Annotated in this window: 14 protein-coding genes and 2 riboswitches; of the genes, 3 read left to right on the forward strand and 11 right to left on the reverse strand. The window is 36.3% G+C overall.

From position 1 onward, the window contains the following. Positions 1 to 282: 282 nt before the first annotated feature. Complete coding sequence (locus ABNX05_RS21645; RefSeq protein WP_349661615.1) at positions 283 to 1,239, reverse strand: GGDEF domain-containing protein; 957 nt, start codon at positions 1,237 to 1,239, stop codon at positions 283 to 285. Further along, positions 1,199 to 2,098 carry an EAL domain-containing protein gene (locus ABNX05_RS21650; RefSeq protein WP_349661616.1) on the reverse strand — a complete coding sequence of 300 codons (900 nt, stop codon included), beginning with the start codon at positions 2,096 to 2,098 and terminating at the stop codon, positions 1,199 to 1,201. The genes ABNX05_RS21645 and ABNX05_RS21650 overlap by 41 nt, the downstream gene beginning before the upstream one ends. 336 nt (positions 2,099 to 2,434) lie before the next feature. On the opposite strand from ABNX05_RS21650, the gene ABNX05_RS21655 reads away from it, so the two are divergent. Both ABNX05_RS21655 and ABNX05_RS21660 read left to right on the forward strand, forming a co-directional pair. After that, positions 2,435 to 3,595 (forward strand): PucR family transcriptional regulator, encoded by a 1,161-nt coding sequence (locus ABNX05_RS21655; protein ID WP_349661617.1) that lies wholly within the window; start codon positions 2,435 to 2,437, stop codon positions 3,593 to 3,595. 102 nt (positions 3,596 to 3,697) lie between these two features. Then, a complete protein-coding gene (locus ABNX05_RS21660; RefSeq protein ID WP_349661638.1) occupies positions 3,698 to 4,579 on the forward strand; it encodes a DMT family transporter in 882 nt (293 codons plus the stop codon). Positions 4,580 to 4,622: 43 nt separating this feature from the next. On the opposite strand, the gene ABNX05_RS21665 is transcribed toward ABNX05_RS21660, so the two are convergent. The 5 genes from ABNX05_RS21665 to ABNX05_RS21685 form a co-directional block, all read right to left on the reverse strand. Next, positions 4,623 to 5,192, reverse strand: coding sequence for a YitT family protein (locus ABNX05_RS21665; RefSeq protein WP_349661618.1), 570 nt, complete (start codon positions 5,190 to 5,192; stop codon positions 4,623 to 4,625). Positions 5,193 to 5,644: 452 nt separating this feature from the next. Then, positions 5,645 to 6,166, reverse strand: a complete 522-nt coding sequence (locus ABNX05_RS21670) for a DUF2179 domain-containing protein (protein WP_349661619.1) — start codon at positions 6,164 to 6,166, stop codon at positions 5,645 to 5,647. 309 nt (positions 6,167 to 6,475) lie between these two features. Further along, a complete protein-coding gene (locus tag ABNX05_RS21675; protein ID WP_170939023.1) occupies positions 6,476 to 6,634 on the reverse strand; it encodes a hypothetical protein in 159 nt (52 codons plus the stop codon). A gap of 107 nt (positions 6,635 to 6,741) precedes the next feature. After that, positions 6,742 to 6,903 carry a hypothetical protein gene (locus tag ABNX05_RS21680; RefSeq protein WP_349661620.1) on the reverse strand — a complete coding sequence of 54 codons (162 nt, stop codon included), beginning with the start codon at positions 6,901 to 6,903 and terminating at the stop codon, positions 6,742 to 6,744. A 4-nt stretch (positions 6,904 to 6,907) separates the two neighbouring features. Then, positions 6,908 to 7,090 carry a hypothetical protein gene (locus tag ABNX05_RS21685; RefSeq protein WP_349661621.1) on the reverse strand — a complete coding sequence of 61 codons (183 nt, stop codon included), beginning with the start codon at positions 7,088 to 7,090 and terminating at the stop codon, positions 6,908 to 6,910. 142 nt (positions 7,091 to 7,232) lie between these two features. Between ABNX05_RS21685 and ABNX05_RS21690 the strand changes: the two genes are divergently transcribed. Beyond that, positions 7,233 to 7,586: a hypothetical protein gene (locus ABNX05_RS21690; RefSeq protein WP_349661622.1), complete on the forward strand. Its 354-nt coding sequence runs from the start codon at positions 7,233 to 7,235 to the stop codon at positions 7,584 to 7,586. A 150-nt stretch (positions 7,587 to 7,736) separates the two neighbouring features. Here ABNX05_RS21690 and ABNX05_RS21695 read toward each other — a convergent pair whose 3' ends face one another. The 4 genes from ABNX05_RS21695 to ABNX05_RS21710 form a co-directional block, all read right to left on the reverse strand. Continuing rightward, positions 7,737 to 9,035 carry a nucleobase:cation symporter-2 family protein gene (locus ABNX05_RS21695; RefSeq protein WP_349661623.1) on the reverse strand — a complete coding sequence of 433 codons (1,299 nt, stop codon included), beginning with the start codon at positions 9,033 to 9,035 and terminating at the stop codon, positions 7,737 to 7,739. After that, a complete protein-coding gene (locus tag ABNX05_RS21700) occupies positions 9,035 to 9,619 on the reverse strand; it encodes a xanthine phosphoribosyltransferase (RefSeq protein ID WP_079562994.1) in 585 nt (194 codons plus the stop codon). The genes ABNX05_RS21695 and ABNX05_RS21700 overlap by 1 nt, the downstream gene beginning before the upstream one ends. 236 nt (positions 9,620 to 9,855) lie before the next feature. Then, positions 9,856 to 9,957, reverse strand: a riboswitch (purine riboswitch). A 174-nt stretch (positions 9,958 to 10,131) separates the two neighbouring features. Then, positions 10,132 to 11,955: an APC family permease gene (locus ABNX05_RS21705; protein ID WP_349661624.1), complete on the reverse strand. Its 1,824-nt coding sequence runs from the start codon at positions 11,953 to 11,955 to the stop codon at positions 10,132 to 10,134. A 180-nt stretch (positions 11,956 to 12,135) separates the two neighbouring features. Then, positions 12,136 to 12,286: riboswitch (cyclic di-AMP (ydaO/yuaA leader) on the reverse strand. Positions 12,287 to 12,477: 191 nt separating this feature from the next. After that, positions 12,478 to 13,005 (reverse strand): PepSY domain-containing protein, encoded by a 528-nt coding sequence (locus ABNX05_RS21710; protein WP_349661625.1) that lies wholly within the window; start codon positions 13,003 to 13,005, stop codon positions 12,478 to 12,480. Positions 13,006 to 13,100 lie beyond the last annotated feature (95 nt).

The following is a 13,100-nucleotide window of genomic DNA, read 5'->3' on the forward strand; positions in this document are numbered from 1 at the left end:
TATATTTTAGTCAACAATGCCGAAGTTGGTGACAAAATATATGCTGCTGTATGGCAGCCTGTGACGGATATTAACGTTACAAGTATGTTGTGTGTTCTTCGTTAGGTTTTTACAAGCATATACCCTGAAATGCGATTGCACCTGAACTTGTGAAAGGCTTTACCGAAACAATGACAAACGTCAATCCATTTGGTAATCAACAATCTTACTGCGGAGTTCAACTGATTCTGGCTGAAGCGCTTACTAGGAATGTTCTAAAGATAAAAAACCTACTGCGTGCATTTAATGAACGCAGTAGGTTTCCTTTGTATTGTCATTAATGAGGTAACAGCTTCCCGAAATATTTTTACATTGTTTTTTCACACGTGTCACTGCATCTGACAATTGGTCTACTGATTCAAATTGCTGATGTTGATTAGTAATAACAGCAATGGATAGCGTAGTACAAGATAATGGCCCTAATTCACCAGCTCTATTTTGTACTTGTAAGTATGTTAAATCCTCTACATCATAAAAGCTTAAAATAGATGCATCAAACTCATCAATAATTCTTTGACAGATTACAGCAGACTCATAGTGTGGAAGAATCGCAACAAAATCATCTCCACCAATATGTCCTAAAAAATCTTCTGTTCCCACTATATTTCTTTTCAAAACATCTGTTAAATACAGTAAAATCTTGTCTCCTTTATTAAAACCGTACGTATCATTGTATGATTTAAAATGATCTAAATCAAAATATATTAAACTAAATTGTGGTAGCTGTAATGCTTCCTCTAGCTTTTCATCAATTAATTTATTGCCAGGAAGACTACTTAATGGATTTAAAAAGCTAGCAATAGCTACTTGTGTGTCTACGAGCTTTAGCAGTAGCTCCCGAATACTTACTACACCGTAATATAAGTCATCCCTTGTTACAATCACATCATCATATAAATCCTCTGGAGGTCTAGACATTGCTAATGTACTGACCTCTGTTATAGGTATGTTGCGATCTACAATTAAAGGATTTTCTTTAATAATCAGCTGATTATGCCGTCCTATAAATAAATTATAGCCATAGCGTGTACCAATCTTTTGATAGAAATGTGTACGCGTAATATGCCCAATTGGTTTGTCATCTCGAACAACAACAACACTACGTAATAACGGATTGCTTGTAAAAAGTAAATCCACATCTTTATTTTTCACAAATTCATCAATACAAGGAACGTTTTCTATGACTTCCCCTATCTTCATGGTCACCCATCCTTATTTTTCCTAAATGTATTTCCTTTGCGGGTTTCCCTATCGCATAACCTTGCGCGTAGTGGATTCCAATAGTATGTAAATAATGAAGCTCTTCCTGGCGTTCAATACCTTCTGCAATAATTTTCGTCTTCGCCTGCTCCGCGTATCTCATCAGCAAGGTAACAAGCTGCTGCTGCTCCCTGTTTTTATCAATAAATTGTATTAAAGAACGGTCTAGTTTAATAAATTCTGGCTTTAAGTAAATAAGCGTTTTCAAGCTATTATAGCCTGAGCCCACATCATCCACTGCAATTCGATATCCCTGTGATCGATAATGAGATAATACACGTTCAAACTCTACAAAATCTACCACTGCACTACGTTCAGTTAGCTCAAACACTACTTGCTGTGGTTTTATGCCAAGCTCCTTTAATAGCTGCAAGGTTTCACCACTATGGTAGTTCTTATCTAGTAACACATTAGGATGTATATTTACGAATACTAAAAAATCTCTATTTATCCATTCTTCGTGCAGTCGTTCTTTGAAACGCTGTAATGAAAGATTACGACAAAAGCATTCAAATAAAAATACACAGTCCGTTTGCCCAACAAATTCATAAAACTGATCGACGCTATTAAACAATTTCGAAGGCTCCGGACGGTTTAGTGCCTCAAAACCAACTGTCTGCCTCGTCTGTAAATCAATGATAGGTTGAAAAAAAGTATGTAAATTCTTGTCTTGAATAATTTGCTTCAATGCTTTTAAACGTTTTATATAGAGAGTATTGTTTTGATGCTGCCCGTAGAAATATTTTAAATAAGAAAATAAATTACTCGTTTTTATGCTTTGTCTCACAACAGACTCCATTCTCGCACCTCTTAAATTGGTTATTAGGATCTATTGTACGCTTTTATTGTAAAAACACTGTGAATTTCATGTAAAAACAGATGTCTCTAGCACTAGATTTCCTTTTCAATAGCTTGCATCACCTTATAAAAATAAGCTTTTTTGATCATTTGAAGTTGTATAAATTTAGGGCGTAGAGAAGGCAGGTCGAGCAAAGGTTAGTGGTTTTATCAGCGATTCGCATCGCCCTATCAGGTATTTCACTGTACATTCATGATACTAATAGTATTTTACTGACAAGTACTTTTATAATAAGTAATAGAAGCTCAATCATAGGAAAGGTTGCTTGATATTGTAATGAACATAGAGAACTTTTTACAACTGCCTATTACAAAAGAATTTACAGTCGTTGCTGGTCGTAACGGTTTACATAAACCCGTTCAAAATGTTGAAATTCTAGACTTTGAATTTTCACCCGATATTCAAACGGTGAGAGAAGCGATTTTCACACCGAATAGTGTTGTGTTAAGCAGTTTATTATTCGCAAAGCACAAGCCAGAGTATTTACGGAATGCCGTGAAAAGCCTTATTGAGCTGGGGGCAAGTGCTTTAGCTTATAAACCTGTCATCTATGAGGATTTACCAGAAGAAGTGTTAGTCTATGCAGACGAACAAAATTTTCCGATCTTACGATTTGGTGGAGATGAATTTTTTGAAAAGATTATTTTAGAAACGATGGCCTATGCAAAAACACAGGATTATTCGTTCTTTTTAGATACGATTATGCGACGTCTCATGGAGGAAGAAGTAACTGATGAACAAATAAAGTCTATTTTACAGCAAATTAATAAGCCCTTCGACAAGTATGTATTTGTTGCTAACATTCAATCGCAAAACCATGAAAATAGCCAATGGATGCACTCTCTTTTTCAATTAGAGCCTCTATTGAAATTTGGTATGATTTGTACCTACAAAAAGAGTCTCTTTATTGTAATGACCCATTCATCACAGCAATTTCAATTTGAAAAACTTCTCAATGAATGGTTAACGATGTACACCATCTCGACGAATTCATTGACCTTTGGCTATAGTCGTTGTCACATAACACAATCAGAATTCCCTATTGCTGTTCGTGAAGCCTTTTATGCACGTATGATGGCTGAAATTGAATCAGCTTCTATATGTCATTATGAGAACCTCGCTTCCGATTGGTTATTAATTGAATTGCATCGTAAAGATGCTACATTTGCTATGGACTATGTAAATAGCTATCTTGGTCCCCTACTTGAGGAAAAGATTGATCCGGATTTAATGAAAACAGCAATCACCTATGTTGTAAAAAAAGGAAATATTAAAGAAGTAGCCGTTGCTCATTTCTGCCATCCAAACACAATCCGTTATCGCATGTCTAAAATACGTCAGCTAGTAGCACCTTTAGAAAATGATTATGTTTTTTATGAGCGTATAGCTGCAGCCGTTAAATTGTACTTATTACACAGCAAAGTGAATGTCGAATGACAGCTTTGGAATAAGTACAAAAAAACGCCTGAATTTTTAGAATTAAAATCAAACTATTTTCTTCCATCTCATGCTATTCTATTGAAGTTAGGAGGGAGAATGATGAAACAATACATAGCTGACGGTATGCTATTAGTCACTGCAATCGTTTGGGGTAGCGGATTTGTAATAACAGCTATTGCATTGGAATATTTAACAGCCTATCAAGTAATGGCAGGTAGATTTTTATTAGCCTCGATTATACTGACAGTCTTATTTGGATCTAGATTAAAAAAAGCTTCTAAATCTGTTATCTGGAAAGGTATTTTATTAGGGACCATTTTGTATATTGCCTTCGCCCTTCAAACAGTAGGGCTTCAATATACAACACCATCTAAAAATGCATTTTTAACTGCTGTCAATGTCATTATTGTTCCATTAATTGCGTTTGCGGTTTACAAGCGTCGTATAGATGGCTATGAAATTATCGGTTCAATAATAGCTATTGTCGGTATCGGTTTTCTATCTCTAAAAGGCTCACTAACAATGAATATCGGAGATGCGCTTTCCTTAGCTTGCGCTGTCGCCTTTGCCTTTGATATTTTTTGTACAAACCTATTTGTCCAAAAAGAAGATGCCATTACCCTTACGATTATTCAATTTCTCACAGCATCATTTTTAGGTGTTTTGGTCATTGTCGTTCTAGGCGATATCCCAAGTACTCTTGAAAAAGAAGCCATTTATTCGATTATTTATTTAGCCATTTTTTCAACGACTCTTGCCTATCTTTTTCAAAATGTGGCGAATCAATATACGTCTGCTACAAAGGCAGCTATTATCCTATCTACAGAATCCTTCTTCGGCATGGTGCTATCCGTTATATTCTTACATGAGGTATTAACAAGCCGTATGGTCATAGGGGCTGTCATGATTTTACTCGCCATATTAATAGCAGAAGTAAAGCCTGCTCATCCGAAAAAACGAATGATGAAGAGCTCACGATAACGAATTTCAAAATAGTTTCAGTGCTACTGAAGCTATTTTTTTATTAAACACGACTAGTCATGATACTTGTAGTAATCCCTACGACTAAAATTGTAATAATGGAAAGCCATAATGTACTAGTAGATAAAAGCAATCCCCCTACGACAATGACTATGGAATCGATTATAAAAATAAGGATTCCGACGTTAACTCCAGTCTTTTCACTTAAAAATTGTGCAATCAAATCTGTACCACCAGTGCTTGTCTGAAATCTAAGCATCAAACCTACACCAAAGCCCATAAGTACCCCTCCAAAAATGGCGCTATAGAGGGCATCTACTTGAATAAAATTCCGAACAGATTTTAGCAAATCAATACTAAGAGAAGATGCTAATAATCCATGTATACTATTGTAAAAATACGCTCTATATTTATACCAAGAAATAATAAAAATAGGGATGCTAATAATGATAATCATTAAACCTATTTTAAGGTTATATAAATAATGTAAAATAAGCGCTATCCCTACAACACCCCCATCTAAAATTTGATAGGGCGTTAAGAATAGATTAATCCCTAATGATATCGCGACACTTCCTATAAGAATGACTAAGCCTTTCGTAAAAAAATACATACAACACCCCTTCGAGACTTGCATGTTTTTATAGTATGAAAGAATCGATTTGAACATGTTATTGTTCACGTCAGTCGGTGTAATCGTATTAATATTTTTTATCGAGCTCAGTCGCTAAATTCCTCTATAAATTGTGTGAATACAAAAAATGGTTCGTCACCAAAACGTGTGGTTGATTTCCGTTTCGACTTGCCGCTTTCGCGCAGATAAAACGTTTGCCGCTGTCGCTTCGCTTTCGCGCAGATAAAACGTTTGTTGTTGGTCACGAAGGCATTATCACAGGACGTGATGCATTTAGCCTTCGTTCCTCTATTGCTGATCCCCAAGGAGTCGCCCAGTCGTAACGAAGATCCACTTATTTACCTAATAGACGTTTTAACAAAGTCATCCACAACTTTTGGTGATGAACCAAAAAAAGCCCTTCTGCATATACACAGAGAGCTTGGAAAAGACTATTTATTTTTTGCCTTCATTCGTTTCAGTAAAAATCCACCTTTAAATGATTTTGGCTCATAAGAAATAATAAAAGCATTTGGTTCATAATGCTCCACAATTTGGAACAATTCTGTCTCACGATTTCTCTTTGTTAATATTTCATATTTATAGCGATTACTATCTCTCCCTTCACCAATATAAATCGTCACAGCAAAGCCTTCATTACGGAGAAAATTCACGAGCTCTTCGTTCTTACTTTGCGTATTGATTGTCGCATAGACATAGCCAATCGCCAGCTTCCGCTCAATTTTAGCACCTAGAAAAATACCTAAACCAAAACCAGCGGCATAAACAACCATCGCTAAAATACTTTGGTCTCCATTAAAGACAAGAGAAAGGCCGAATACATACACTAACATTTCCAGCATACCGAATATGGCAGCAAGGAACGTAATGTTCTTCACTAAAAATATTGTACGTAACGTTAAAAAAGGCACATAAACTAATTGAAGTAATACAATCAAAAATATACTTTGCATTTTGTAAGAGACCTTTCAAAAAGTAGTTTTATATCTATAAATGTATGTCGATATACCGAATTACATTCTAGTGATATGTTTCTATTTTATAGATTCCCTACTAATTAAAAATTAAACATCTAGTCTCATAAAAAATGCCACCTACTATAGAAGTAGATGACATCTTGTTTTTTATTGAAAACCTTTATGCTTTCCTATTCATCAGGTCTTCCTTATGCTTTGCCCAATCATGTTGAACAAAATGTTGCGGATAATCGCGTGACAGAACCAAAAGGACAACTCCGAAAAAGAAGTGCCTCATTTACATGACTAGCAATCCGAATTCATCGGTACTTTCTTCTTTATTAGTTCATCTATGTAATACTCTTTTAACCAAACTTCCAATTTCATTTTTTCTTCTGAAGACATATGTGACTCCATGGTTACTTGTAGTTCTTCAATAACTTCTTTAGCAGTTTTTAAATTCATTTATAACCATCCTTTCCATATGGTTCATATTATTCCACATCCATCTGTATTTCAACAACCAATTTTTACCACAGTTTTTTCGCCCCTGTACGTACAATAAGACACCACTATCTCCTTTTACCTTCTAAACCGCCATAATGGGAAACTATCTTTCTTAATTCTTCAAACGAAGATAACAAATAGCTTTGTTCACTTTCAAATTCAAAATGCAGTTTATTTTCTTCACTAAAAAACTCTTGGAAATACCCTTCTATAGTAATCTGCCCCAATCGATTAGATCTGACAAGTTGAAAACCATAATTCTGCGTCTTTTACAAAATAGTTACCACTTTTTATATCAATTTTCCCTTTAACTTCGTACCCACCCAAATAACTAGTTTCATTCGGAAATCCAAAAACCTCAATGATTTCTATCCGGATAAATCCTTGTTTGCTTCCAATTAAAAACGCATTCATTTAAATCCCCTTCTATTATACTGTATGTCATAAAAAGGCAGTTTAAAAGATAGTGCATTGACAAACGACATAAATGGTGTAAAATTACACTAAGCTAGTTAATTGAAATCAAATAAAATAGTTTAAGAGCGAGGTGCTTGGAATGTCATTCTACTTATTAATATGTATATTACCTTTTACCTTAGTAACACTGTTATATATAATTAATATTATTTTCTTATCAAAGAAAACGTTGAATAATATTAAAATGTGGAAAACCTCGATTCTAGTGGTCAATGCCATTGCGTTATGTTTAAGTACTTTAATCGTTTTACCATACATTGTATTATTAACCATTTTTTCTTTAGGCACAGGTGATGAGTTTAATACAGAGGATGATTTTAATTTAGAGGCAGCCACGCTTATACTGTTGAGCATTTTTAGTTTTTTATATTTCTTCGTTACAAATATTGTATTTACTGTTTTTACAGCTAAAAAGCAATTCCATCAGGGGTGACTTGTTCCATGAAGAAGTCTTGCTGTAGAAACAGCCTTGTTTCCGCATAAAAAAATGTCACCTCCTTTAATCTACATCAATAGATAAATGGAGGTGACAACGTTCTTTTCATCGAAATACATAGGGTATTTAGATGTATGTTATTAAATTTTAAACTTCCCCATGCATCGGGTCTTCCTTATGCTTTGGCCCAATCATGTTGAATAAAATATTAAGAATAATCGCTGTGACAGAACCACAGACGATACCGTTAGATGTTAGAAGAGAAACGCTTTCTGGCAGCGATTCGAAAATTCCCGGAACAACCGATACGCCGACACCTAAGCTGACTGCAATAGCAGCAATCATGGCGTTTTCCGCTGATTCATTCATAACAGGTACTAGCATGCCCATACCTTGCGTAATAACCATACCGAACATCGCAAGCATTGCCGCACCAAGTACTGGTGTTGGAATGATCGTTGTTAATGCTGCGATTTTTGGTAGGAAGCCAAGTGCTACTAGTAAACCACCTGTAATGTAAATGACTTTACGATCTTTGACGCCTGACATACGCGTAAGTCCCACGTTTTGTGAGAACGTTGTATATGGGAAAGCGTTGAAAATACCGCCGATCACAGAAGCAAAACCTTCAGAACGATACCCACGTGCTAAATCTTTTGAATCTAATTTTTTCTTACAAATATCACTTAGTGCAAAATAAACCCCTGTTGATTCTACTAAAGAAACCATTCCTACAAGCGTCATTGTAATAATCGCAGATGCATTAAATGTTGGCATCCCGAAGTAAAATGGCTGCACCATGTGTAATACGTCAGCATCTGAAACTGGGCTAAAATCAACCATATCCATAAATACGCCTAGGATTGTCCCCGCAACTAATCCAACTAAAATGGAAATTGCACGAATGAAGCCCGTAGAAAAACGATAAACGACTAAAATAATGACTAATGTAATAAATGCTAAAGTTACATTCGAACCCGATGCAAAATCTTCTGCACCTTGTCCACCTGCCATATTATTTAAAGCTACTGGTAATAAAGAGATACCGATAATCGACACGACCGAGCCTGTAACAACTGGCGGGAAGAACTTTACTAACTTACCAAAAAAGCCTGCAATAATCATGATGATTACACCTGATGCAATAATAGATCCATAAATATCAGTAATACCTTGTTCAGGATTAGTACCAATTGCAATAATCGGACTAACCGCTGTAAATGTACAGCCTAATACTACCGGCAAACCAATACCGATAAATTTACCTGAATACACTTGTAAAAGCGTTGCGACCCCACACATCATAATGTCAATCGCTACTAAATACGTCATTTGTGTTGAATCAAAGCCAATCGCCCCACCGATAATCAGTGGCACTAAAATGGCACCTGCATACATCGCAAGTAAATGTTGAATAGCTAGCGTCGTCGATTTAACGGTATTCATTACGCATTAGCCTCCGGAGCAAATGTTACTTTGCCATCCTCAAGAGAATCTACAATTGCTAATGATTCCACGCGAACCCCTTGCTGGCGTAATAATTTCCCACCGTCTTGGAAGCCTTTTTCAATAACAATACCTACGCCCACAACATTTGCACCAGCTTGTGCGGCGATATCAAGCAAACCTTTAACAGCCTCGCCATTCGCTAAGAAATCGTCAACGATTAGAATATTATCATCTTCATTTAAGAAACTACGTGATACTGAAATATCATTTGTTTCATTTTTTGTGAAAGAATGTACTTTTGAATTATAAAGATTATCTGATAGTGTTAATGATTTACGTTTACGTGCAAACACTACAGGAGCACCGATTTCAAGCCCTAGCATAACAGATGGTGCGATACCTGAAGATTCGATCGTTAATATTTTTGTAATCACTTGATCAGAGAATCGAGTCGCAAACTCATGACCAATTTCTTTCATAAGCATTGGGTCAATTTGGTGGTTTAAAAACGAGTCTACTTTTAATACAGATGAAGACAGAACTTTACCTTCTTGCACAATTTTGTCGTGTAATAACTTCATTTCCCTTATATCCTTCTTTCTTATAGTAATAAATTTTTATGAGCAAATAACCGAAAGCGCCGTGCTAACGCAGTGTCAGTAACACGATGCCATTGTCACAAAGGCGTTATTATAGAAGAAATACTCATTCCAAATAACAAAAAACGCTGAATACTTTGATTCCAGTCATCTACGAGTGGAGCAAAGCATTCAGCGTAAAAACGTCGAAACGAATAGAAAACATCTTAAATAAAGTCTTCTAAAGCATTGCTACCCATAGTCGATTTTTTTACGGAAAATCGGTAGAGACTTGCGAGCCTTATTCTCGCTATTATATGAGTGAAATATTATTCAATTATACCTTGGCATTATTTCCAAAAATGGCACTTTATTCGGTATGTGCTTGTATCTTACACTGAATAAAGTCTGTTTTTTCGGAATTTACTATTATTTTACTAACTTTCAATTGCAAACGTTCGTGTTTTACAATCAACGTAATGATTATATCAGACAATTTTCGAGCTTGCTAGTCATTATTTTGATAAATGGAAGGGCACAGTCATAATAACGATATTTTTGTGAAATAACAGCGACGTGCGAATTAATAGACTCGATTGATTGTGTAACATATGATGCCATCCTTTTTTCGGTAAAAACTGTGGAATGATGACTGTTACTTGATGGCCTGTTTTCGCACATTGATGTTCAACTTTATCAATAAATTTCATTAACGGCTGTGTAATACTTCGATATGGTGAATAGTATGTGACAAGCCGTACATTTGGCTGCCAAGCTTTCCACTTCTCTTCAAACGCTTTTGCATCCGCTTGATCGAATGCAACATAAAAGGCGATAACTTTATCAACATTTAATGACTGCACGTAATGCAATGTGTTTTCGACTACTTTCGTAATACCAGCGACAGGTACAATGAAGACATTCCCCTCTACATTCGGTAATTCCTCATGATCTAATCTTAGTTGTTCACCAACTGTTTGGTAATGCTGCTTAATCCGGTGAAACGTCCAAATAATAATTGGTAAAAAGATAAACACTGGCCATACTTGAGGCAATTTTGTCACAAAAAACATCATCGCTACAACGAAGGAAATGACCGCTCCAATCGTATTGATTGAAAATTTGCCCACCCAACCTTTTGGCTTTTCACGCCACCATTTTCGCATCATTCCAGCCTGCGCTAAAGTAAACGGAATAAAAACACCAACTGCATATAGTGGAATCAAATGCTCTGTTGTTCCATCAAATAAAATGATTAAAACAATGGCCGCTAAGCCAAGCATTATGATGCCATTTGAATAACCAAGTCGATCCCCACGAATCTGGAATATTCTTGGGATAAAGCCGTCCTTCGATAAATTGACAGCTAATAAAGGAAACGCTGAATAACCCGTATTTGCAGCAAGTACTAATATCATTGCTGTTGTTCCTTGCACTATATAATAAAAGATATGACGACCTACACTTGCCTCGGCAATTTGCGAAACAACCGTTTCTTTCGCATTGGGAGCAACTCCATAAAAATAAGCTAAGCTCACAATACCAATAAATAAAACAGCTAAAATACCACCCATAGCTAATAATGTTTTAGACGCATTTTTCGGCGCTGGGTCTCTAAAATTAGGAATAGCATTCGAGATTGCTTCAACACCAGTCAAAGCTGAACTTCCGGATGCAAATGCCTTTAATAATATAAATAGACTGATACCCGCAACTGGTGTACCGACCTTCGGATGCAACTCTGCTGGAACTTGCCCTGTCATTACGTTAAAAATCCCTACTCCGATTAACACCAGCATCACTACTACAAACAAATAAACGGGATACGCTAAAATGGATGCAGATTCTGTGACACCACGTAGGTTCAAAAGCGTTAAACAGATAACAAAAAACACAGCGATTATCACATTATAGGGATGCAAACTTGGAAAAGCCGAAGTAATGGCATCCGTTCCAGCCGATACACTTACCGCAACTGTTAAAATATAATCGACAAGCAATGACCCACCAGCGACTAGACCAGCATTAACACCTAAATTTTCCCGAGAAACTACATAAGCACCACCACCATGTGGATACGCGAAAATAACCTGACGATACGAGAAAATAAGTGCAGTCAGTAACACAACTACCCCAGCAGCAATCGGTAGAGAGTACCAAAAGGCAACAGTACTTACTGCCATAAGTACGATTAAAATTTGCTCAGGTCCATACGCCACTGATGACAACGCATCGGACGATAGTATGGCTAGTGCTTTTGTTTTACTAAGCTTTTGTTCTCCTAACGCTTCAGATCTCAATGGTTTACCGATAATATAACGCTTTAATGAGAATTTCATATTCAACACCTTCTAGTTTCATAGAATGTGTTTCGCATTTCTAAATCGATTACACTTTAGCATAATCGGTTTTGTGCCGTTCACTGGGGCCTTGTTTCATTTTTAGAATGAAGACAAAAAAAGCCTACAAGTCATCACTAAACAAGACTTGTAGACGCTCATTCGTCTGCCAAGCTCCACTTTTCTGCTCTTAACGCTTACGAGGTTAGCTGTCGGATTCGGGCCTGAGTAGCCCTACCCTTCAAAAATGAAGAGATTCACCCCAAGGATTACTTATGTAATCCGTAAAAATTGGTTCCCCCGCGTCTAATTGCTTCAGCGATTTAGAAATTTGAAACTTTTATAATGATGTCATATTACGCCTGTAATTAAAAAAAGTAAAGAAGAAAATATTTCATTGTCAGGTGGTAAAAACATAGACATATCGATAGTTTATTTACCTACATTGTGCCGCTCGTAATAGCAATAACATAAAAAGCTATCTTAAAAGTATTCCTCTACTTTTAAGATAGCTTTAGCATATTAGTCTTCCTTATCTTGTTCGAAGCTTACAATTTCTCCTGTAGATGCATCAACATCAACTTCGTATTCATACTGACCCTTTTTAATTTCGATTTCATAAATACCATCATCAAGCTTAATTTTAGTCACTGTGCCATTTGCTTTCGTTAATGCCTTTTCAATAGCCTGCTCTTTTGTGATTTTAGTTGTTGGAGTGGCAGCAGTTACATGAACATCCAGATCATCGTCATCTCGGCGTTCCTTCTTTTGCTTTAGCAGCTTCCCTGTATAGGCATCAAATTTCAAGTCATATTCTTCTGTATCTGTATGAACTTCTACCTCATAGACAGAACGATAACGATTCTGGTCTAACTCAATATCAGCTACCGTTCCATTGACAACCGCTAGCGCCTTTTTCTCAATTTCCTGCATTGTTACGATCTTCTTCTCTTGAGCATTACCTGTTAATAATGTTGTTGAGCCAATAACAGCCCCAACACCAAGTGCACCGACTAACGCTGGGATTAAAATCATTTTTTTCATGTTCATATGTCCATCTCTCCTTTGTTTTATCCCGCACATAACTGGAAGTAAGATCCAGTAAATGTCCGGTTGGTTCAGAGCAACAGATGTTGGTCACACAA

The sequence above is a fragment of the Lysinibacillus zambalensis genome, from assembly GCF_040183165.1.
GTDB lineage: Bacteria > Bacillota > Bacilli > Bacillales_A > Planococcaceae > Lysinibacillus > Lysinibacillus zambalensis.

Bases quoted from the DNA above. Each gene is read 5' to 3' on its own strand.
- ABNX05_RS21690 (WP_349661622.1), top strand. From the start codon at position 7,233: ATGTCATTCTACTTATTAATATGTATATTACCTTTTACCTTAGTAACA.
- ABNX05_RS21645 (WP_349661615.1), bottom strand. From the start codon at position 1,239: ATGAAGATAGGGGAAGTCATAGAAAACGTTCCTTGTATTGATGAATTT.
- ABNX05_RS21675 (WP_170939023.1), bottom strand. From the start codon at position 6,634: ATGAATTTAAAAACTGCTAAAGAAGTTATTGAAGAACTACAAGTAACC.
- ABNX05_RS21685 (WP_349661621.1), bottom strand. From the start codon at position 7,090: ATGAATGCGTTTTTAATTGGAAGCAAACAAGGATTTATCCGGATAGAA.
- ABNX05_RS21655 (WP_349661617.1), top strand. From the start codon at position 2,435: ATGAACATAGAGAACTTTTTACAACTGCCTATTACAAAAGAATTTACA.
- ABNX05_RS21670 (WP_349661619.1), bottom strand. From the start codon at position 6,166: ATGCAAAGTATATTTTTGATTGTATTACTTCAATTAGTTTATGTGCCT.
- ABNX05_RS21650 (WP_349661616.1), bottom strand. From the start codon at position 2,098: ATGGAGTCTGTTGTGAGACAAAGCATAAAAACGAGTAATTTATTTTCT.
- ABNX05_RS21705 (WP_349661624.1), bottom strand. From the start codon at position 11,955: ATGAAATTCTCATTAAAGCGTTATATTATCGGTAAACCATTGAGATCT.
- ABNX05_RS21695 (WP_349661623.1), bottom strand. From the start codon at position 9,035: ATGAATACCGTTAAATCGACGACGCTAGCTATTCAACATTTACTTGCG.
- ABNX05_RS21710 (WP_349661625.1), bottom strand. From the start codon at position 13,005: ATGAACATGAAAAAAATGATTTTAATCCCAGCGTTAGTCGGTGCACTT.
- ABNX05_RS21700 (WP_079562994.1), bottom strand. From the start codon at position 9,619: ATGAAGTTATTACACGACAAAATTGTGCAAGAAGGTAAAGTTCTGTCT.
- ABNX05_RS21665 (WP_349661618.1), bottom strand. From the start codon at position 5,192: ATGTATTTTTTTACGAAAGGCTTAGTCATTCTTATAGGAAGTGTCGCG.
- ABNX05_RS21660 (WP_349661638.1), top strand. From the start codon at position 3,698: ATGAAACAATACATAGCTGACGGTATGCTATTAGTCACTGCAATCGTT.